Annotated in this window: 21 protein-coding genes and 1 pseudogene; 10 read left to right on the top strand and 12 right to left on the bottom strand. The window is 69.6% G+C overall.

Annotated features, from left to right (window positions below; translation table 11 throughout):
* Positions 1–16 precede the first annotated feature (16 nt).
* The 6 genes from D1369_RS07160 (at position 17) to pssA (ending at position 6,415) form a co-directional block, all read left to right on the top strand.
* Positions 17–2,065 carry a protein meaA gene (locus D1369_RS07160; protein WP_007385826.1) on the top strand — a complete coding sequence of 683 codons (2,049 nt, stop codon included), beginning with the start codon at positions 17–19 and terminating at the stop codon, positions 2,063–2,065.
* Positions 2,062–3,027 carry a CoA ester lyase gene (locus D1369_RS07165; RefSeq protein WP_007385825.1) on the top strand — a complete coding sequence of 322 codons (966 nt, stop codon included), beginning with the start codon at positions 2,062–2,064 and terminating at the stop codon, positions 3,025–3,027. Before D1369_RS07160 ends, D1369_RS07165 begins: the two co-directional genes overlap by 4 nt.
* A gap of 2 nt (positions 3,028–3,029) precedes the next feature.
* The gene (locus D1369_RS07170) at positions 3,030–3,536 is read left to right on the top strand and encodes a MaoC family dehydratase (RefSeq protein WP_007385824.1); all 507 of its coding nucleotides are present in this window, start codon (positions 3,030–3,032) and stop codon (positions 3,534–3,536) included.
* Positions 3,537–3,541: 5 nt separating this feature from the next.
* Entirely contained in the window at positions 3,542–4,747 is a 1,206-nt protein-coding gene (locus tag D1369_RS07175; RefSeq protein ID WP_007385823.1) for an acyl-CoA dehydrogenase family protein, read from the top strand.
* Positions 4,748–4,917: 170 nt separating this feature from the next.
* Positions 4,918–5,574 carry a phosphatidylserine decarboxylase gene (locus D1369_RS07180; protein ID WP_007385822.1) on the top strand — a complete coding sequence of 219 codons (657 nt, stop codon included), beginning with the start codon at positions 4,918–4,920 and terminating at the stop codon, positions 5,572–5,574.
* 22 nt (positions 5,575–5,596) lie between these two features.
* Positions 5,597–6,415 (top strand): CDP-diacylglycerol--serine O-phosphatidyltransferase, encoded by an 819-nt coding sequence (pssA, locus tag D1369_RS07185; RefSeq protein WP_037901932.1) that lies wholly within the window; start codon positions 5,597–5,599, stop codon positions 6,413–6,415.
* A gap of 140 nt (positions 6,416–6,555) precedes the next feature.
* Here the strand turns inward: pssA and D1369_RS07190 are convergent, their stop codons facing one another.
* The 11 genes from D1369_RS07190 to D1369_RS07240 all read right to left on the bottom strand — a co-directional run bounded on the left by D1369_RS07190 (position 6,556) and on the right by D1369_RS07240 (position 15,822).
* Entirely contained in the window at positions 6,556–7,674 is a 1,119-nt protein-coding gene (locus tag D1369_RS07190) for a glycerate kinase (protein ID WP_037901931.1), read from the bottom strand.
* 296 nt (positions 7,675–7,970) lie between these two features.
* Entirely contained in the window at positions 7,971–8,789 is an 819-nt protein-coding gene (locus D1369_RS07195) for a thioredoxin domain-containing protein (RefSeq protein ID WP_007385819.1), read from the bottom strand.
* Positions 8,790–8,792: 3 nt separating this feature from the next.
* The gene (locus D1369_RS07200; RefSeq protein ID WP_007385818.1) at positions 8,793–9,281 is read right to left on the bottom strand and encodes a MauE/DoxX family redox-associated membrane protein; all 489 of its coding nucleotides are present in this window, start codon (positions 9,279–9,281) and stop codon (positions 8,793–8,795) included.
* A gap of 35 nt (positions 9,282–9,316) precedes the next feature.
* A complete protein-coding gene (locus D1369_RS07205; protein ID WP_007385817.1) occupies positions 9,317–10,201 on the bottom strand; it encodes an ABC transporter permease in 885 nt (294 codons plus the stop codon).
* Positions 10,202–10,206: 5 nt separating this feature from the next.
* Complete coding sequence (locus tag D1369_RS07210) at positions 10,207–11,184, bottom strand: daunorubicin resistance protein DrrA family ABC transporter ATP-binding protein (RefSeq protein WP_007385816.1); 978 nt, start codon at positions 11,182–11,184, stop codon at positions 10,207–10,209.
* The gene (locus D1369_RS07215; protein WP_007385815.1) at positions 11,181–11,678 is read right to left on the bottom strand and encodes a lasso peptide biosynthesis B2 protein; all 498 of its coding nucleotides are present in this window, start codon (positions 11,676–11,678) and stop codon (positions 11,181–11,183) included. The genes D1369_RS07210 and D1369_RS07215 overlap by 4 nt, the downstream gene beginning before the upstream one ends.
* On the bottom strand, positions 11,675–11,938 hold the full coding sequence (locus D1369_RS07220) for a lasso peptide biosynthesis PqqD family chaperone (RefSeq protein ID WP_007385814.1): 264 nt from the start codon (positions 11,936–11,938) through the stop codon (positions 11,675–11,677). Before D1369_RS07220 ends, D1369_RS07215 begins: the two co-directional genes overlap by 4 nt.
* Positions 11,935–13,758: an asparagine synthase-related protein gene (locus tag D1369_RS07225; RefSeq protein WP_118082346.1), complete on the bottom strand. Its 1,824-nt coding sequence runs from the start codon at positions 13,756–13,758 to the stop codon at positions 11,935–11,937. The genes D1369_RS07220 and D1369_RS07225 overlap by 4 nt, the downstream gene beginning before the upstream one ends.
* A gap of 123 nt (positions 13,759–13,881) precedes the next feature.
* Positions 13,882–14,016, bottom strand: coding sequence for a lasso RiPP family leader peptide-containing protein (locus D1369_RS07230; protein ID WP_106433542.1), 135 nt, complete (start codon positions 14,014–14,016; stop codon positions 13,882–13,884).
* A 124-nt stretch (positions 14,017–14,140) separates the two neighbouring features.
* On the bottom strand, positions 14,141–14,890 hold the full coding sequence (locus tag D1369_RS07235) for an ABC transporter permease (protein WP_050789790.1): 750 nt from the start codon (positions 14,888–14,890) through the stop codon (positions 14,141–14,143).
* Positions 14,891–14,913: 23 nt separating this feature from the next.
* Positions 14,914–15,822, bottom strand: coding sequence for an ATP-binding cassette domain-containing protein (locus D1369_RS07240; protein ID WP_037903843.1), 909 nt, complete (start codon positions 15,820–15,822; stop codon positions 14,914–14,916).
* Between the two features lie 131 nt (positions 15,823–15,953).
* Between D1369_RS07240 and D1369_RS07245 the strand changes: the two genes are divergently transcribed.
* Positions 15,954–17,162, top strand: a complete 1,209-nt coding sequence (locus D1369_RS07245) for a sensor histidine kinase (RefSeq protein ID WP_240436054.1) — start codon at positions 15,954–15,956, stop codon at positions 17,160–17,162.
* On the top strand, positions 17,159–17,869 hold the full coding sequence (locus tag D1369_RS07250) for a response regulator transcription factor (protein ID WP_007385809.1): 711 nt from the start codon (positions 17,159–17,161) through the stop codon (positions 17,867–17,869). Before D1369_RS07245 ends, D1369_RS07250 begins: the two co-directional genes overlap by 4 nt.
* A 38-nt stretch (positions 17,870–17,907) precedes the next feature.
* On the opposite strand, the gene D1369_RS07255 is transcribed toward D1369_RS07250, so the two are convergent.
* Positions 17,908–18,627: a response regulator transcription factor gene (locus D1369_RS07255; protein WP_007385808.1), complete on the bottom strand. Its 720-nt coding sequence runs from the start codon at positions 18,625–18,627 to the stop codon at positions 17,908–17,910.
* A gap of 815 nt (positions 18,628–19,442) precedes the next feature.
* Between D1369_RS07255 and D1369_RS07260 the strand changes: the two are divergent.
* Positions 19,443–19,913: pseudogene (locus D1369_RS07260) on the top strand (ADP-ribosylglycohydrolase family protein); the annotation flags it as partial.
* Positions 19,914–20,018: 105 nt separating this feature from the next.
* Positions 20,019–20,513, top strand: a complete 495-nt coding sequence (locus D1369_RS07265; RefSeq protein WP_007385805.1) for an NUDIX hydrolase — start codon at positions 20,019–20,021, stop codon at positions 20,511–20,513.
* Positions 20,514–20,569 lie beyond the last annotated feature (56 nt).

Raw genomic sequence — 20,569 nt, forward strand, 5'->3', positions numbered from 1 at the left:
ACACCCGGGGTCATAGATGACTGAGCGTCAGCCCGCCGCAGGCAAGCGGGAGAAGGACCGGCCGTGGCTCATGCGCACGTACGCCGGTCACTCCACGGCCGAGGCGTCCAACGAGCTGTACCGGCGCAACCTCGCCAAGGGGCAGACAGGGCTCTCCGTGGCCTTCGACCTGCCCACGCAGACCGGTTACGACTCCGACCACATCCTCGCCCGCGGCGAGGTGGGCCGGGTCGGCGTGCCGATCGCGCACCTCGGTGACATGCGCCGGCTGTTCCAGGACATCCCCCTGGAGCAGATGAACACCTCGATGACGATCAACGCCACCGCCATGTGGCTGCTGGCGCTCTACCAGGTGGTCGCCGAGGAGCAGGGCGCGGACATCACCCAGCTCCAGGGCACGACCCAGAACGACATCGTCAAGGAGTACCTGTCCCGGGGCACGCACGTCTTCCCTCCGGTGCCGAGCCTCCGCCTGACGACCGACATGATCGCGTACACGGTCTCCCACATCCCCAAGTGGAACCCGATCAACATCTGCAGCTACCACCTGCAGGAGGCGGGCGCCACACCGGTCCAGGAGATCGCGTACGCGATGTCGACGGCGATCGCGGTCCTGGACGCCGTCCGGGACTCGGGACAGGTACCGCAGGAGCGCATGGGCGATGTCGTCGGCCGTATCTCCTTCTTCGTGAACGCGGGCGTCCGCTTCATCGAGGAGATGTGCAAGATGCGCGCCTTCGGCCGCATCTGGGACCAGGTCACGCGCGAGCGCTACGGCATCGAGAACCCCAAGCACCGCCGCTTCCGGTACGGCGTCCAGGTCAACTCCCTCGGACTGACCGAGGCGCAGCCGGAGAACAACGTCCAGCGGATCGTCCTCGAGATGCTGGCCGTGACCCTCTCGAAGGACGCACGCGCGCGTGCCGTCCAGCTGCCGGCCTGGAACGAGGCCCTGGGCCTTCCCCGGCCCTGGGACCAGCAGTGGTCGCTGCGGATGCAGCAGGTGCTGGCCTACGAGAGCGACCTGCTGGAGTACGAGGACATCTTCGAGGGCTCGCACGTCGTCGAGGCGAAGGTCGCGAAGCTCGTCGAGGAGTCCCTCGCGGAGATCGAGCGCATCCAGGAGATGGGCGGCGCGATGGCCGCCGTCGAGTCGGGCTACCTGAAGTCGCAGCTCGTCTCCTCGCACGCCGAACGCCGGGCTCGTATCGAGTCCGGGCAGGAGAAGATCATCGGCGTCAACATCTTCGAGACGACCGAGCCGAACCCGCTGACGGCCGATCTGGACACCGCGATCCAGACGGTGGACCCGGCCGTCGAGGCCCGCGTGATCGCCGGGCTGCAGAACTGGCGCGACACCCGCTACCAGCCGCCCTTCAACCACCCGCGCCCGTGCAAGGCGCTGGAGAAGCTGAAGGAGGCCGCCAAGGGCACCGCCAACCTCATGGAGGCCACCCTGGAGTGCGCCCGCGCGGGTGTCACGACCGGCGAGTGGGCCGGGGCCCTGCGGGAGGTGTTCGGCGAGTTCCGGGCGCCCACGGGCGTCTCCTCGGCGCCGGTCGCGGTCCCGGCGGAAGCCGGCTCGGCCATGGCCGACGTCCGCCGCCGGGTCGAGGTGACCGCCAAGGAACTCGGCGTCGGCAAGCTGCGCTTCCTGGTCGGCAAGCCGGGCCTGGACGGGCACTCCAACGGCGCCGAGCAGATAGCCGTACGCGCGAGGGACGCCGGCTTCGAGGTGGTCTACCAGGGCATCCGGCTGACTCCGGAACAGATCGTGGACGCGGCCCTCGCCGAGGACGTGCACGCGGTCGGCCTGTCCATCCTGTCCGGCTCGCACGCCCAGCTGGTGCCGGACGTCCTGGAAAGGCTCCATGTGGCAGGCGCCACAGATGTACCTGTCATCGCCGGTGGGATCATCCCCAATGGAGACGCCGAACAGCTCAGGGCTGCCGGCGTGGCCGCGGTCTTCACCCCGAAGGACTTCGACATCACCGGAATCATCGGCCGCATCGTCGACGAGATCCGGAAAGCGAACAAGCTCGACCCCCTGGAGGTCCCCGCATGACCACGCCCGTCAACCGTCTGCGTCCGCGACGCTCCTGTCTCGCGGTCCCCGGGAGCAACCCCCGCTTCCTGGAGAAGGCGCAGGGCCTCCCCGCCGACCAGGTCTTCCTCGACCTGGAGGACGCGTGCGCCCCGCTCGCCAAGCCCGAGGCGCGGCACACCATCGTCAAGTTCCTCAACGAGGGTGACTGGACCGGCAAGACGAGGGTCGTGCGCGTCAACGACTGGACGACCGAGTGGACGTACCGCGATGTCGTCACCGTCGTCGAGGGGGCCGGCCAGAACCTCGACTGCATCATGCTGCCGAAGGTGCAGACGGCCGAACAGATCGTCGCGCTCGACCTCCTGCTGACCCAGATCGAGAAGACCATGGGCTTCGAGGTCGGCAAGATCGGCATCGAGGCGCAGATCGAGAACGCGCAGGGCCTCAACAACGTCAACGAGATCGCGACGGCGTCCCAGCGGGTCGAGACGATCATCTTCGGCCCGGCCGACTTCATGGCGTCGATCAACATGAAGTCGCTGGTCGTGGGCGAGCAGCCGCCCGGCTACCCGGCGGACGCCTACCACTACATCCTGATGAAGATCCTGATGGCCGCCCGCGCCAACAACCTCCAGGCGATCGACGGCCCCTACCTCCAGATCCGCAACATCGACGGCTACCGCGAGGTCGCCCAGCGTGCCGCGGCCCTCGGTTTCGACGGCAAGTGGGTGCTGCACCCGGGCCAGGTCGAGGCGTCCAACGAGATCTTCTCGCCCTCCCAGGAGGACTACGACCACGCCGAGCTGATCCTGGACGCGTACGACTACTACACGTCCGAGGCGGGCGGCAAGAAGGGCTCGGCGATGCTCGGCGACGAGATGATCGACGAGGCCAGCCGCAAGATGGCGCTGGTCATCTCCGGCAAGGGGCGTGCGGCCGGTATGCAGCGCACCTCCAAGTTCGAGATCCCGGAGGCCTGAGCATGCAGTTCGGACGCACCTACGAGGAGTTCGAGGTCGGGGCGGTCTACAAGCACTGGCCCGGGAAGACGGTCACGGAGTACGACGACCACCTCTTCTGTCTCCTCACCATGAACCACCACCCGCTCCACATGGACGTCAACTACGCCGAGAAGACAACGGACTTCGGCAAGAACGTCGTGGTCGGGAACTACATCTACTCCCTGCTGCTCGGCATGTCCGTGCCGGACGTCTCCGGCAAGGCGATCGCCAACCTGGAGATCGAGTCACTCAAGCACGTGGCGCCGACCTTCCACGGCGACACGATCTACGGCCAGACGACCGTGCTCGACAAGTGGCCCTCCAAGTCGAAGAACGACCGCGGGATCGTGTACGTCGAGACCAAGGGCTACAAGCAGGACGGCACGCTGGTCTGCGTGTTCCGCCGCAAGGTCATGGTGCCCACCGAGACCTACATCAAGGAGCGCGGCGGCGAGCAGCCCGGCCGCCCGGAACTTCAGGAGGGCTGACCCCCATGGCACGCCTCGCCCAGACCGCCGGTCTGACCGACATCCAGCAGGAGATCCTGTCCACCGTCCGGGACTTCGTGGACAAGGAGATCATCCCGGTCGCGACCGAGCTGGAGCACCGCGACGAGTACCCGCAGCAGATCGTCGACGGGCTCAAGGAGTTGGGCCTGTTCGGCCTGATGATCCCCGAGGAGTACGGCGGTCTGGGCGAGTCCCTCCTGACGTACGCGCTGTGCGTGGAGGAGATCGCCCGCGGCTGGATGTCGGTCTCCGGCATCATCAACACCCACTTCATCGTGGCGTACATGCTCAAGCAGCACGGCACGCAGGAGCAGAAGGACCACTTCCTGCCGCGCATGGCGGCCGGCGACGTCCGGGGCGCCTTCTCGATGTCGGAGCCGGGTCTGGGTTCCGACGTGTCGGCCATCACGTCCAAGGCGGTCCGGGACGGCGACGAGTACGTCCTGAACGGTCAGAAGATGTGGCTGACGAACGGCGGAACGTCAACTCTGGTCGCCGTTCTCGTCCGAAGTGACGAAGGACACCCTGAGGGCACCGCGCCCCACAAGTCGATGACGACCTTCCTGATCGAGAAGGAGCCCGGTTTCGGAGAGGTCCGTCCCGGTCTCACCATTCCCGGGAAGATCGACAAGATGGGCTACAAGGGTGTCGACACCACCGAGCTGATCATGGATGGCCTGCGACTTCCGGCCAATCGGGTGCTCGGCGGGGCCACCGGCCGAGGTTTTTACCAAATGATGGACGGCGTGGAAGTGGGCCGCGTCAATGTGGCGGCACGTGGCTGCGGAGTCGCTCAGCGTGCCTTCGAACTCGGCGTCCGGTACGCCCAGCAGCGTCACACTTTCGGCAAACCGATCGCTCAGCACCAGGCGATTCAGTTCAAGCTGGCCGAGATGGCTACCAAGGTCGAGGCCGCGCATGCGATGATGGTCAACGCGGCTCGCAAAAAGGACTCCGGTGAGCGAAACGACCTTGAGGCAGGGATGGCGAAGTACCTCGCCTCCGAGTACTGCAAGGAGGTCGTGGAAGACGCCTTCCGGATCCACGGCGGCTACGGCTTCTCCAAGGAGTACGAGATCGAGCGCCTCTACCGTGAGGCTCCGATGCTGCTGATCGGTGAAGGTACCGCCGAGATCCAGAAAATGATCATCGGTCGCAGGCTGCTCGAAGAGTATCGGTTCCAGGGCTAGATGTCCGGATACGGGGTGTTTTCTTGGAGAAGAAGATCACACCCCGTCAGCACGGTTCAGCCGCCGACTCGGCTTCCTGGCTTGCCCAGTTGTGGCCCGCGACCGGTACGATCCCGGAAAGCCGCCGTCCCCCGTCTAGTGCGCGGCATCATCCGCTACGAAGGTCATCCATGCCCCACAGCCAAACCTCTGCACATCGCGACAGCCTGGCAGGCGTACGCCTCGCGCGCGGAGCATCGCCGTGGCTCCTGCCGACCGTCGCCACCGCAGCACTGAGCCTGGTACGCGCGCGCAGGTCCGGCGCCGCCAAGGCCGTCGCCGTGCCCGCCACCGCGCTGGCGGCGGGCATGCTGTGGTTCTTCCGCGACCCCGAGCGCGAGATCGCCCCGGGCCGGGTCATCTCGCCCGCCGACGGTGTGGTGCAGAGCATCATGCCGTGGAAGGACGGTCGCACCCGCGTCGCGATCTTCATGAGCCCGCTCAACGTCCACGTCAACCGCGCGCCGCTCTCCGGCACGGTGACCTCGGTCGAGCACATCCCCGGCGGGTTCGTTCCGGCGTTCAACAAGGAGAGCGAGAACAACGAGCGCGTCGTCTGGCACTTCGACACCGAGCTCGGTGACATCGAGATGATCCAGATCGCCGGCGCGGTGGCCCGTCGCATCGTGCCCTACATCCCGCAGGGCACGAAGGTCGAGCAGGGTGACCGCATCGGTCTGATCCGCTTCGGCTCGCGCGTCGACATCTACCTGCCCGAGGGCGTGGAGGTCGCGGTCGAGGTCGGCCAGAAGACGACGGCTGGGGTGACTCGCATTGACCGTGATTGATCCCGAGACACAGGCGGGCTGGGTGCCCGAGGCCGACGAGGTCGACGACGAGGAGGAGATGCCTCTTTCTCTCCGCCTCTCGATAGCGGACACCCTCACCCTCGGCAACGCCACGTGCGGCTTCATGGCGGTGTACTTCACCACCACCGGCATCCTGATCCCGCACCTGACCGACAGCCAGGAGTCCGGCATGGCGCGCAACAGCGCGGCCACGGCGGTCATCCTGATGCTGTGCGCGGCGGTCTTCGACCTCTTCGACGGCCTGGTGGCGCGCAAGCTGCGCTCCTCGCCGATGGGCGCCGAGCTGGACAACCTCTCCGACCTGATCAGCTTCGGCCTCGCGCCGGCGTACTTCGTGCTCGTCTACGGCATGGTCGCCGACGACGCGTCGCAGCGGGTGGCGGCGGTGGGGGCCGTGGTGGTGCTGCTTGCGGTGGTCCTCAGGCTGGCCAGATTCTCCTGCGTGACGGTGGCGAACGGCATGTTCCAGGGCATGCCGTCCCCGTTCGGCGCGCTCACGGTGGTCGCGATCGTGCTTCTGGAGCTGCCGTTCGTGGCGACGCTCCTGGCGATCCTGGGCACCGCGTGGCTGATGGTGAGCCGGGTGGAGTACCCGAAGCCGCGGGGGCGGCTCGCGGTGGCAATGCTCTCCTGGATCGTGCTGGCGATGGGACTGCTGGCGGCCTGGGCCTTCGGTGCCCCCAGCGGCCAGCTCCTCCTCCAGACCGGCTGCGCGCTGCAGCTCGTGACGGGGGCGGTGATCCCGCTGTTCGCGACGGCCCGCCGGGTGAACAACTTCCGCGGCAACAGGCGCGAGGCGCGGGCGGCCCAGCTGCCGTAGCGCTTGGCCGTTGAACGCCCGAGGGGCCCGAACCGGTGACGGTTCGGGCCCCTCGGACGTGTGTCCGGCTGGAGGCGAGATGACGCCGGTGCTGGACGCGTACCGGCTGTCGGGGCCGCGCGTCAGTGATGTGGTTCGGGTCAGACCAGGAAGTCCCGGCCGATCCGCTCCGCCACGTCCTCCAGGATCGGGCCCGCCTCGGCGATGCAGCGCTGGATGTCGGGCTCGGCGTCGGTGAGGGGGTAGACGCGGCGGATGCCCGCCCGGCCGAGGGCCTCCGGGGGGAGGGCGAGGCGGCCGCACACGGCGACGACCTCCTTGTCCTTCGCACGGGCGGCCGCGGCGACGCCCGCCGGGGCCTTGCCGTGCAGGGTCTGCTCGTCGAGGGAGCCCTCGCCGGTGATCACCAGATCCGCCCACTCCAGCGCGGGCGCGAAGCCGAGGACGTCGAGCATGACGTCGATGCCCGGGCGGAACCGGGCGCCGAGCAGGAGGGCTCCGTAGCCGATGCCGCCGGCCGCGCCCGCACCCGGCGAGGCGGCGTACTCGGCGGCCTTCGCACCGACGGCCTCCTCCAGCACCTTCGCGTAGTGGGCGAGGGCGTTGTCCAGTGCCTCCACGTCGTCCGGCGAGGCGCCCTTCTGCGGGCCGTAGACCGCGGGGGCGCCCTTGGGACCGGTCAGCGGGTTGTCGACGTCGCTGGCCAGGATGAACTCGACGGACGCGAACCGCGGGTCAAGGCCCGACAGGTCGGCCGAGGCCAGGTCGGCGAGGCCACCGCCGCCCGGGGCCACGGGCTCGCCGTCGGCGTCCAGGAAACGGGCACCGAGCGCGGAGAGCATTCCGGCGCCGCCGTCGTTGGTGGCGCTGCCGCCGACCCCGAACACGATCGTGCGGGCACCCGCGTCCAGCGCGGCGCGCAGGAGCTCCCCGGAGCCGTACGTCGACGCCGTGAGCGGGGCGAAGACACCCGCCGGCAGCCGCTGGAGGCCGCTGGCCTCGGCCATCTCTACGACGGCGGTGTCCCCGCGGACCGCGAAGGCGGCGGTGATCTCCTGGCCGAGGGGCCCGGCGACCGCCACCTCCCGGCGCTCGAAACCGGCCGCGACCGCCGCGGCGACGGTGCCGTCACCGCCGTCGGCGACGGGCAGCGACTCGACCTCCAGGTCCGGCACGACCCGGCGCAGCCCGGCCGTCACCCGCTCGGCGACCTGCACGGCCGTCAGCGAGCCTTTGAACTTGTCCGCGGCGATGAGCACGCGCTGTGTCACGATTTCCCCTTGCTCTCCGGGCCTCTCGCACGTCAAGGCCAGTCGCGCCGCTGCGACCTTAACCGCACACGCCCCCCGGAGTCATGCACCGACCAGCCCCTGAGAAGGCCCCGTGAACCCTCTGTGCGGTGCTCCGGAACGGGGTGAACCGGAGCTATGACCCTTGTGGGCACTGAGCCAGAGCCTGGACGCGGACTGGCCGAGGCTTTCCTCGTCGTCGAGCTGCGCGACATGAGCCGAGCAGGGCGAAGGTGTGGGGCGGCCGAAGACCGGGGCGTCGCCCGTCAGTCGGATCCGACGAGCTTCCGTAGCCACGAGGTGTCCTGCTGCCACGGGATGATCCGGTCGCCCGACACGACGGTGGGCGTGCCGAAGGCCTTGCCGCTGCCCGTGCCCTGCCACAGCGACCTGTCGGCGGCGGCCCTGGTGCTGTTGGCGTGGATGCGGTCGTCGTACCGGCCGGCGTCGCCGAGAGCGGTGACGTCGTCGACGGGGACCTGGAGGCGTTCGGCGAGGTCGAGCAGTTGTCCGTCGGTCCAGCCCGCGCTGCCCTCCTTCGGCTGGGTCCGCAGCAGGCTGTAGTGGAAGTCCATGAACTTCCTCGGGTCCTTCGCGGCCACCGCGAGCGCCACGTTGGCCGCGCGTTGTGAGTAGCCCGGCGGGTTCGACAGCGGGTTGAGCAGGTCGAGCATGTGGTACTCGACCTTGATGCGGCCGGCCTCCAGCTCCCGCTCGATGGCGGTGAAGTACTGCTTCTCGAACTGGCCGCACACCGGGCAGAGGAAGTCCTCGTAGATGTCGATCGACACCTCGGCGTCCTCCCGTCCCACCCGCACGGTCCCGGTCCCCTCGTCCAGTTCGACCGGGTAGGAGGACTTGGTCGCCAGGGAACTGGCCGAGATCACAGTGTTCGCCACCCTGTCCCGCTCATTGCCCTGGACCACCGTGCCGACGGTGACGGCGAGCGCGAGCACGGCGCCCACCACGAGGGCGACGACCCGGCCGTTGCGGGGCGGTCGCGGGGCAGGGGGTGGGCGCCGGGGTCCGCTCGGCTGTCCCGGTTCGGCCTGCCGCGCGAGGGCGGTCCGGCGGGTGAGAGCCATGGTCTACTTCCCTTCTGTGACGGGCGACGCGGAACGAGCCGAATGCCGGGCCAGCAGGCCGTCGGCCGACAGCCGGGTCGCGGGGCGCCGGACCAGGACGAGTGCGAGAGCGAGGAAGCCGAGGTCCCGGGCGATCTCCATCGGGTACTCGGTCCGGCCCGCGGACACCTGGCCCCCGCCGCCGAAGCAGCCGCAGTCGATGGAGAGTCCGCGCGCCCAGGCCTGGACGATGCCCGCGATGAAGGCGACGAGTACGCCCACCGACAGGGCCGCGGCGGCCCGGGTGCCGACGCCCAGGAGCAGCAGGAGCCCCAGCCCCAGCTCCAGGAAGGGCAGCACGGCGGCGACCGTGCTCGTGAGCTGGTCGGGCATCACGTCGAAGGCGGCCACGGCGATGTACGTCTGGCCCGGGTCCATGGCCTTGGCGACACCCGACGCGATCCACAGGCCGGCGAGGCCCAGTCGGCACACGGTACTGATGATGACGTTCACTCGTGTCCCCTTACTCGGCTTACTCGCTACTCGGCTTATTCGGTGCGGGAGAACCGGCGAGCGGCCCCCAGTACGGCGAGCGCGGCGATGGCCGCGATGACGCCGAGTTCCAGGGCGACCGGTGGGGACCAGCCTCCCCAGGTGGGCCCTGCCGCCCGGCCGCCGTACTCCGCGCCGATCCCGGGAAGGGTGCGGCGGATCGCGTCGACGGCGTAGGTGAGCGGGTTGACGTTGACCGCGAAGCCGAGCCAGCCGGGCAGGCCGCCCACCGGGAACATCGCGCCTGAGGTGAAGAGCAGCGGCATCATCCCGAGGCTGACCGCGACCTGGAACGTCTCGATGCGTTTCATGGCCACGGCGGCCAGCACCGCCAGGCTGGTGAACACCAGGGAGATGAGCGCGAGTTCCGGAAGGACGAGCAGGAGCCGCGGCTCGTACGGGATGTCCGCCACCCAGGCAAGGGCCACCACCATCGCCCCGTAGACCGTGCCCGCCGCGGCCCCGCCCAGACAGACGCCGAGGATCAGCGCACCACGCCGTACCGGTGCGACGAGCATCTGGCGCAGCAGCCCGGACTTGCGGTCCCACACGATCGATATGCCGACCGCGATCGCCGGTGCCTGAACGGACATCAGGAGGACGCCGGGGTACAGGAAGGTCCGGTACTGGCGCATGCCGTCACCGGCCGAACCCGGGGAGGAACTCATCCCGGTGCCCAGAACGACCAGGAACAGCAGCGGAGTGAGCAGTCCCATGGCCAGGCGTACCGGATTACGGGTCAGGCGGGTCATTTCGCGCTGCCACAGCACGCGCACGGCCCGGAGGTTGGAGTGGGACGAGACCCGGGTCGAGGGCGGAGCGGCCGTCTCCCGGGGCGGGCGGGGTGCGGTCGTCCCGGAAGAGGGTTCTGTGCGGAGCATGGGCGCTATCTCCTTGCCACGTGGTCGGTGAGTGCCCGTGGGCCGGTGTCCGTGTCGCGGATGGTGCGGCCCGTGTGGTGCAGGAAGACGTCGTCCAGAGTGGGTGGCGTGACCGTGACCGAGTGCACGGGCACGCCGATCTCCGTGCACAGCCTGGGCACCATCGCGGCACCGTCGGCGACGCGCAGTCGCACGCCGTCGGCTCCGTGTTCCGGCTCCAGGCCGAAGGTGTCGCGCAGTGTCCGGGTCGTCAGCGCGTCATCGCCGGTGCGCAGGGTGACGAGATCCGCGCCGACGACCGTCTTCAGTTCCGCCGGGCCGCCCTGCGTCACGAGCTGTCCACGGTCCATGATCGCGATGCGGTCGCAGTGCTCGGCCTCCTCCAGGTGGTGCGTGGTCAGGAACACGGTGGTCCCCTGCTCCCGCCGGAGCCGGATCAGGTACTCCCAGATCGCGTTCCTGGTCTGCGGGTCGAGACCGGTGGTCGGCTCGTCGAGGAAGAGCAACCGGGGGCCGTGCATCAGGCCTCGGACGATCTCCAGACGTCTGCGCATACCGCCGGAGAAGGTGCGCACCAGGGTGTCCCTGCGGTCTGAGAGGTCGACAAGGTCGAGCAGCATGTCGATCAGGCCGGGCACCGCGCGCCTGGGGACGCCGAAGAGGTCCGCCTGGAAGCGCAGGTTCTCGGCGGCGGTGAAGTCGCCTTCCAGCGTGGACTCCTGGAACACCAGGCCGATCTGACGTCGTACGCGGTGCGGGTGCCTCGCCACGTCATGGCCCGTCACCTCGGCCCGGCCCGCCGTCGGTCGCAGCAGGGTGGTCAGCACACCGATGGTGGTCGTCTTGCCCGCGCCGTTGGGTCCGAGGAATCCGAAGATCTGTCCCGACTCGACGGTGAGGTCCAGCCCCGACACCGCCTCGGTGGTTCCGTAGCGCTTCGCGAGACCCTCTGTTCGTACGGCGATGCCGTCGCGTTCGCTCACGGCTGCCTCCCCTCGTGACGGCCCGCCCGAGCCTGGCGACGTGCCTGACGGCGGCCTTGGTGAAGGTGTTGGTCACGGTCTTGGTGACGCACGCTCAGAACCGTGTGGAACAAGGTCATGTCACCGGGCTCGCCGATCGCGGTGCCGTCCACCTCGACCCAGGCGTGCGCGCCGAACGGCCGGGTGCGGAACCCCGAGCACCAGTCGGGCCAGCGGCCGGCCAGGCGGCACAGCAGCGCCGTGGCCACCGAGCGCTGCAGACAGCCCGCGATGCCCGCGCAGCGCAGGCTGACCGTCACCACCGCCTGTCGGGCGGCCAGCGCCCGCTCCGCGTCGGCCGGGCGGCTTCCCCGGCTCACGAACCGCAGGACCTGGCACAGCCGCCGCGGCGGCAACCGGACCAGCAGTCGTGCCGCCCCGGCCGCGGACCGGGCGGTGACACGTCTGCGCCACGGCAGCGGAACCGAGCCTTCGACCGCAACAGGGATGCTCATGAGGCGCTCACCACGAGTCGTGCCCTGGTCAGCGCGTCGAGCAGGGCACGCACGTCACCGACGGCTCGCTCGGCCGCGTCGGGGGACTGCCGGGAGAGGTGCGTGGCGACGTCCTCCGGCGAACGGCCTTCCAGCAGCAGCCGTACGGTGGCGGCGCCGGACCTGTTGAGCTGCCAGAACCGGCCGACGCGCTGGTCGAGCAGCACCATCCCGCCCTCGACCTCGGTCAGCGTGACATGGGGGGCCAGAGCGACGGTCATCGTGATCCACCTCCAGAGTGCGCGGCGGGTGCCGAAGCGAGGGTGCGCAGCCATGACTCGCAGGCCAGCGTGTTCTGGAACGGGCCCAGATGTCTGGCGTCCGGCACGGGCCGGGTCAGCGCCTCCCGCAGGGCGCCGGCGTCGACCAGCCCCCGGTCGGCGGCCCGCAGGTCGGCACACAACTCGCGCAGTCGGCGTTTGTTGTCGTTCAGCCCCCGGAACATCTCGGCGCTGAACTCGCCCTTGTCCGGCCGGTCGAGAAGGGCGTCGGGGACGAGACCACGCATCGCGGCGGTGAGCAGGGGCTTGAAGCGACCGGGTACGGCCCTGTCCTCGACCCGGACCGACAGCGCGGCCTCGACGACCCGGTCGTCCAGGAACGGGGCCTCCCACGTGACGCCGTAGGGCTCCGTGTACCGGCCCAGCTGCCGGACGGTCGAGCCCTCCAGCACAAGGGACTCCAGCACACGGTGCCGGAACCGGTCCGGGTCGAGGGGCACCGGGGCGGTTTCCGCGGTCTCCCGCAGCAGCCGCCGGACCGTGTCGACGGTGTCGGGGGTCGCCCAGGGCGGCATCCTCGGGTCGATGCTCCAGCCCAGGGCGAGTCGGCCGGCGGGAGGTCTGGAACAGGTGAGGGTGTCCGCCGCCCCGCCGACCGCCTGTGCGAAACCGGTACGGTCGGTCAGCCCGCGCGCCATGGCGAACAGACCCCACCGGTTGAGAAGTTGATAGCGACGCAGCACCGGCAGGCTGCGGAGCGGGTGCCGGTGTGCCAGGGACCACAGGATGCTGGGCATGATCCCGAAGAGTTCGTCGCCGCCGAGGCCGGTCAGGTGCGTCCTCGACCCGTGTTCCGCGACGGTGTGGGCGAGCCCTTCGAGATGGGTCCGTCCGCCGTGCCAGGGCAGTGGCCCCTCGCCGAGGTGCCCGTCGGAGACCGGCAGGTCGAACCAGCTGCTCGCGCCCTGGGAGGGCACCGTCAGATGGCGGGCGTCGGTCAGCCGCTCGGCCGCCAGCCGCGCCCATCGCGCGTCCTCGTTGGCCCGGTCCAGCGGCTCCACGTGATAGGTGAGCAGGTCGGCGCCCTCGGCCGCCGCCACGAAGCACAGGGTGGTGGAGTCCATGCCGCCGGACAGGTCCGCGCTGACCGTGCCGGGACCGGCGGTCCGTACGCCGACCGCGTCGTGCAGGGCGGCCCGCAGGGTTCCGGCGGCCTCGGGCAGGGGTACCTCCGGGGCGGGCGGCGACCACCAGTGAACGGTGCGGGCCGGGCCGGTCGGGCCGAGTAGCGTCCAGTGGCCGACGGGAGGAACCGACACCGAGCTCCACAGGCCGCGCTGGGACAGCGGCCACGGCGGCTGCGGGGAGAGCAGCCGCAGCGCGAGACTGTCCTCGTCGACGGTGCTCCCGGTCGGCCCGACCAGTCGGTCGGGCCGGTCGGCGGCGACCGGCACACCGCGGACGGTGCCCAGGAAGAGCTGCCGGGCCGTGGACACCGAACCCTGGGCGCGGACCTGCCCGTCCATGGAAGCGATGAGATAGGGGTTCCCCGGCAGCGAGCGGGCCACCGCGTCGAGGCCGTGGAGTGTCCGTGCCCGGCCGAGCACCCGCTCGACCGTGGGGTGGTCGATCCGGGTGGGACCCAGCAGGACCAGCCGTCGTGCGCCGGCGGTCACCACCGTCAGCTCGTGCGGCTCCCAGCGGCCCAACAGCCACGGCCGTCCCGAGGGGTGACGGATCATCTCGTCGTCGGAGCGGGCCAGGTGGTCCGGGAGCAGCCTCGCGGCTTCCTCGCGGTCCGGCAGAATCAGGAAGTCCATGCGTGTGTTCACCTCGTCACGGCCGTTCAGTAACCTGACGGTGGAGGCAGGCTGTTGGCCCGCCTGCCTCCACCATCAGGTCGTCGGACTCCGCCCTCAGGGGGCGGTCAGCCGATCAGTGGGTCAGACACAGATCCAGGCGGTGCCGCAGCCGAGGAAGTCGGTGCAGTCTCCGCCCCACACACAGCGCGTGAGTTCGGCGTAGTCACCGATCTCGATGAGCTCGGGCGCCTCGTACAGCTCGTCGGTCGAGGTCATGGGTGTCCCCTGTCCGTTCGTTGTCGAGATGAGCACCGGCCGGTGCCCTCCGGCAACGTAGGTCGCCCGATGTCCCGGGCGCCCGGGACGGTTGTCCTCTCACGGGTCCCGGAGCGGTCCCGGGTCACACGTCCCGGGAGCGCAGGGCGATGTGGCCGCCGATGACCGCGGCGGTCGTCCACCCGAGCAGCACGGCCAGCCCGGCGCCCGCGGACAGGGTCGAGTCGCCCTGCTCGGCCACCTCCATGATCTGCGCGCCCGCCTGGGTGGGGAGGTAGTAGGCGATCGTCTTGAGGCTGGGGATGTTGAGCATGAAGGTCGGCAGGATGAAGTGGAACGGGATCAGCACGCTGAGGGACATCGCCGGGCTCCGCAGGATGACCGCCACCCCGGCGCTGAAGGTCCAGATGAGGGTCAGCTGGACGACCGCGCCCACCAGGGCGCGCGGCACCCCCGGGCTGTCCAGCGATACGCCGATGGAGCCGAGGGCCTGCTCGGAGGCGAGGAAGGCGACGAAAACGGTGACCACGGACACCCCGAGCGTCAGCAGCGCGCCGACGGTGAGCTTCGCCCCGTAGAGCAGGCCGCGCTGGGGCACGGCCAGCAGCGAGGTCCGGAGCATCCCGCCGGAGTGTTCGCCCGAGACGAGGAGGGCGGCGAAGACCACCAGGACCAGCTGGCCGATGCTCACTCCGACGAACCCGGAGTTGGCGGGGTGGAAGTCGGGCCGGACCAGCGGGCTGTCCTCGGCGATGGCCTTCTTGACGGAGAGGCCGTTGGTGACGCCGATGCCGACGCTGAGCACGAAGGTGAGGAGCAGGGTCCAGGACGTGGAGCGGACGGTGCGCGCCTTGCTCCATTCGGAACGGACCACCGCTGTGAGGGAGTTCGTAGACATCATCGCTGCCCCGCCCTGAACTCGGCGGCCTGCGCGGTCAGCCGCATGAAGGCGTCCTCTAACGAACTGTGCTCGGTGGCCAGTTCATGGACCATCACGCCGTGGGTGGAGGCGATGCCGCCGACGGTCGGCGCGTCCACGCCCACGGCCATCACGGTTCCGTCGAGCTGCTTGTGGGAGCTGATGCCCTTCGCCTTCAGCAGCGACAGCAGGTGCTCCGCCTCCGGGGTGCGGACCCTGACCTTGGAGACGGAGTTGTCCTCGATGAAGCTGTTCATGTCGGTGTCGGCGAGGAGCCGGCCCTGGCCGATGATGACGAGGTGGTCGGCGGTCTGTGCCATCTCGCTCATCAGATGGCTGGACATGAACACAGTGCGTCCCTCGGCGGCCAACTCCTTGACCAGCGTACGGATCCAGCGCACACCGTCCGGGTCGAGACCGTTGACCGGCTCGTCGAACAGGAGGATGTCCGGTTCGCCGAGCAGCGCGGTGGCGATGCCGAGTCGCTGTCCCATGCCGAGCGAGAACCCGCCGGTACGCCGGTCGGCGGCGTTGTCCAGTCCTGTCTGGGCCAGTACCTCGTCCACCCGTCGTCTGGGCAGCCGATTGCTCTCGGCGACACACAACAGGTGGTGATAGGCGGTACGTCCGGGGTGCGCGGACTTGGCCTCGAGCATCGCGCCCACCGTCCGCAGCGGTTCGCGCAACTGGCCGTACCGGCGCCCGTTCAGCAACACCTGTCCGGTGTCGGGGCGGTGCAGCCCGACCATGGCACGCATCGTCGTCGACTTCCCGGCACCGTTCGGGCCGAGGAAGCCCGTGACGCGCCCGGGTTCGGCCCGGAAGGAGAGCCGGTCGACGGCGAGGGCCGTCCCGTAACGCTTCGTCAGATCCTGTACCTCGATCATGCCGATCAGACTGTCGCGGCCCCGTGTACGGCACATCGGACCGCGGTCCACGAAGCGACCGTGGATCCGACCCTGGTCGTATGTCCCCGGTCCGATGCGGTCCCCGACGGGTCGGCCCTACCCTGGACCGGGTGTCGATCTCTGACCTGACCGTACGGTTCCCGCAGCGGCTCAGCCACCGGCAGTTGATCGGACTGGACGCGGCCGCCTCGTTCGCGTATCTCACGATCCTCCTGCCGTTGGTGATCGCCGGTGCGGACGGTCCAGCGCGGGTGCCCCTGTGGGTCCGGTGCGCGTTGGTCGCGGCGACGGGGGTGCCGCTCGTGGTCCGTCGGCGGTGGCCCCGTCAGGTGTTCGTCCTCGTGTTGGCCGCCACCTTGTCCCAGGTGGTCCTCGGGATCGCCGTCGACCCCTTCGTCGCCGCGGCTTTCGCGCTGTATCCCCTGGCGCTGACAACGTCGTCGCAGCGTCTGGTCCCGACGCCCGCGGTGGCCATGCTCTGCGCGGCGGTCGTGCTGGCCGGAGTCGTGGCGGGGTCGCCCCGTTCCTGGCAGAACGGGGTGGGGTTCCTCGTGGTCGGCACCGCGATCCTCGGGGCGGTGTGGACCGCCGGCTTCGCGGTACGGGGACGGCGGACGCTGGCGCGGGTGGAGGCCGCACGGCGCGAGGAACAGGCCGTGCACCGCGAACGCCTGCGGATCGCCCGCGAACTGCACGACGTCGTCACCCACAGCATGGGGCTCGTCACCGTCAAGGCGAGCATCGCCAACCATCTGCTGGCCTCCCGCCCACAGGAGGCGCACGATGCGCTCAAGGTGATCGAGACCATCAGCAGGGAGGCCATGACGGAGATGCGCGGCATCCTGCGCGTCCTGCGCGTTCCGCCGGACGGCGAACCTGCCGAACCGGCCGATCTGGACCCGATGCCGGGCCTGTCCGACCTTCCGGCACTCGTCCGGCGGGCCGCGCACGCGGACGCCCGGATCGACCTGGTCATGGACCCTGACATCCGGGTACCGGACGGCATCGGCCTGGCCGGCTATCGCATCGTGCAGGAAGCGCTCACCAATGTGCTCGTCCATGCCGCGCCGACCCGCTGCACCGTCCGGGTCGAGACGACCGCGGCCGACCTGCGCCTGGAGGTCCGCGACGCCGGACCGCCCGCCCGGGACCGGCGCCGCAGCAGGACGGGCGGCGGTCACGGCATCCCCGGAATGCGCGAACGGGCCATGATGTACGGCGGCAGTCTCACCGCCGCCCCGCATCCCGACGGCGGATTCCAGGTGACCGCGTGCCTGCCGTTCCTGCCTGCCCGTCCGACGTCCCGGGAGTCCCTGTGACCGCCTCCGCCGCGACCCGGATCCTGATCGCCGAGGACCAGGCCCTGCTGAGCGGCAGCTTCCGCGTACTGGTCGACTCCGAACCGGATCTGACCACCGTGGGCGAGGCGAGCACCGGCGCCCAGGCCGTCGCCATGGCCCGCAGCGAACGCCCCGACGTCGTCCTCATGGACATCCGTATGCCCGAACTGGACGGCATCGAGGCCACCCGCCGTATCTGCGGATCACCGGCGACCGCCGGCGTACGGGTCCTCATCCTCACCATGTTCGACATCGACGAGTACGTCTTCGACGGCCTTCGCGCCGGGGCCAGCGGCTTCCTGCTCAAGGACACCCCGCCCGCCGACCTCCTCACCGCCATCCGTGTCATCGCGGGCGGCGACGCCCTGCTGGCCCCCGCCGTGACGCGCCGTCTGATCGCCGAGTTCTGCCGACGCCCGGAGGCGCGCCCCGAAGGACGTCTCGACGGGCTCGCGTCCGCGCCCCGTGGCCTCGACGGGGTCACCGACCGCGAACGTGAGGTGCTTCTGCTGATCGCCGGAGGCCTGTCCAACACGGAAATCTCCAACCGACTGCATCTGAGCCACGGCACCGTGAAAACCCATGTCGGTCGGCTCCTGGCCAAACTGGAGGCGCGTGACCGTGCCCAACTCGTCATCGCCGCCTACGAGTCCGGACTGGTCCGCCCCTCGAGTAAGGGACGGTGACGTGCCTCGGGTAAGCGACGGTGCGGCGCCGCAGGACGTCAACAGCCGAGTCCGGCCTCCTTGGCGCGAAGCGCCGCCTCGGTGCGATCGTTCACCTGGAGCTTCGCGAGGAGATGCGACACATGGTTGCGCACCGTCTTCTCGGACAGCACCAGCGTCCTGGCGATTCTTCGGTTGGTGTAACCCCGGGCGAGAAAGTCGAGCACTTGCCTCTCCCGCTCGGTGAGAAACGGAAACGCGGCATTCGATGTCTCCGGCTGTGCACCGTCGAAGAAGGAGCTCAATCTTTCGGCGGTACCCACTCCGAAAGCCGCGCCTCCAGCGGCGATGACATGCAGGCAGCGCAGGATTTCCTGTTGAGACGCGCCCTTTCTCAGATAACCACGCACCCCGGCGCGTAATGCGGGGACAATCACGGCTTCCTCGTCGGCGCCGGACAATACCAGCACCCTGGTCCGAGCGGCCATGGTTGCCAGATCCTCGATCGAGCACCTGACCGGCACCCCATCCGCCCCCGTGAAGCACGGGTCCATCACGCAGACGTCCACCGTCGCGCCCAGTAGCTCAAGCCGTGTGCCGACCGCACCGGCCGTGGCCGACTCGCCGACCAGGTCGACACCGGGACTGCTGTCGACCATGGCCCGAATTCCCGCGCGGAATACCGGGTCACGATCGATGACGAAGATACGTACACCCTTCCCGCCGACGACATGACTTTCGTCATGAAAAGTTATGCTCTCCCGCGTTGCGCCGCTCATGACGCACCCACGGACCACATACAGGAGAGCCTTAAGATATACACAGAAACAACCATCGCCATACCCCCGTGACCATGCTCAAACGTGCCGCGCAAACAGCGAGGCACATATGTCAGCCATCTACCAGGGTAACCCCATGCTCCGCGACCGAGAAGTAACCACCGGAAGAAAGATGACCGAAAGCGACCGGCAACCGACACCTCCGCTCGAACGTCCCCTTTGCGCCCACCGCCACCAACGCCCACCATGCAACGCAAGGATGGCCAGCTCGAGAGGCCACGGAATCTGGCGGGATTCCAGCGGCGAATACTGGAACACATCATTCCGACCAGGTGATAACTGGCACCTTGTCTGAATTTTGCATGGGCCGTTGATTTCTGCGTGAGCGATCTGCCGGAAGACGCACAGCAGTCAGAAGCACTCGCTCTGTCCAATCCGGGTGAGCGCGAGTTCGAGGTCCTCGTCTCGGTCGGGTGATCTGCCGGCCAGCCGGTCACGAGAACGCGGTATCCCGCACACCTCGCGGGGTGTCGAATCCAACCGAGCGCAGGAGGCCTCTGGTGCCGCAGTCCTCCGTACCGGCGCCGATGTCGTACAACCAGGCTTCCCTGGGCGGGGCCGATCGTCCACGGAGTTGTGGCGACCTTGATCCGGCGGATCTCGCAGCGCCCGCGGCCGGTGCGAAGAGACGCTGTGCTGCCACCTCTCACGAAGGCTCTCGCGAAGGCATCCAGTCGCCGCGCGGAGTCATGTTTGCGATGCAGTCGACCGCGGCCGGCCCCGCCAGCGGGCAGAAGGCGGAACGGGGTTTCAGCGTGTACGGGGCGATGTGGGCGACGGCGCTGATCTCGGCGGCGTTCACCGCCGGCACCGTGCGCCACGCCGTGGACCAGGCGCTCGCGGTGATCCCGGCGAGCAGCCGCCTCGCCCGCACGGTACGCCGGGTGGCGTCCCTGCACGACACCCGGATGACCTGGGAGGACACGCTGACCACGGTCGCCGAGGAGACCGCGGGGCTCGGCTGGATCCACCCGATCCCCAACGCGGCCGTCCTGACCGCGGTTCTGCTGTACGGCGACGGCGACTTCACCCGCACCATCACGCTCACCGTCCGGGGCGGCCTGGACGGTTCGGTGGCCGGGGTGCTCACCGGGGCGGAGGCGATCCCGGACCAGTGGATGGTCCCGCTGGAGGACCGGGTGCGCAGCGCGGTGTTCAGGTTCGACGGGGTGCACATCAGCGAACTGGCCGAGCGGACGGTGCGGTTGGCGGGGGCGGAGGCCTGAGGCGGCCGGGCCGGGGCGCGCGGAAGCCGCGGGGGCGCCCCCTGAGCACCGTGACCACCTGCTGAGCCGGTGAAGGCGGCCGCGGATGCTGGTTACCCTTCGAGGATGACCACCACCCCTGACTTCGCCGCGTACATCGCCGGTCTTCCCCGGATCCTCGCCGGTGCCGCCGCTCTCTTCCGTGACGCCTCGGGCCGGGTCCTGCTCGTCGAGCCCAACTACCGTGAGGGCTGGGCGCTTCCGGGCGGCACGATCGAGTCGGACGAGGGCGAGACCCCGCGCCAGGGGGCGCGTCGCGAGACGCTCGAGGAGATCGGGCTCGACCGCGACCTCGGCCGGCTGCTCGCGGTGGACTGGGTGTACCGGCCGACCTGGCCGCCGCTGGTGGCATACCTCTACGACGGCGGTGTCCTCGGCGAGGACGAGCTCAAGGCGATCCGGCTCCAGGAGGAGGAGCTGCTGTCATGGCGGCTCGTGCCACGCGAGGAGCTGGCCGAGTATCTGCCCGACGGGCTGGGCCGCCGGGTCCTGGTCGCGCTGGACGTGCTGGCGGAGGGGTCGGGGACGGCGGAGCTGGAGAACGGGCACCGGGTGGGCTGATCCAGCGCGTGTCGGGCCGCATGGTTGCTCGCGCCCTGGCGGTGGGATATCCACTC

The sequence above is a fragment of the Streptomyces sp. CC0208 genome (genome assembly GCF_003443735.1).
GTDB lineage: Bacteria > Actinomycetota > Actinomycetes > Streptomycetales > Streptomycetaceae > Streptomyces > Streptomyces sviceus.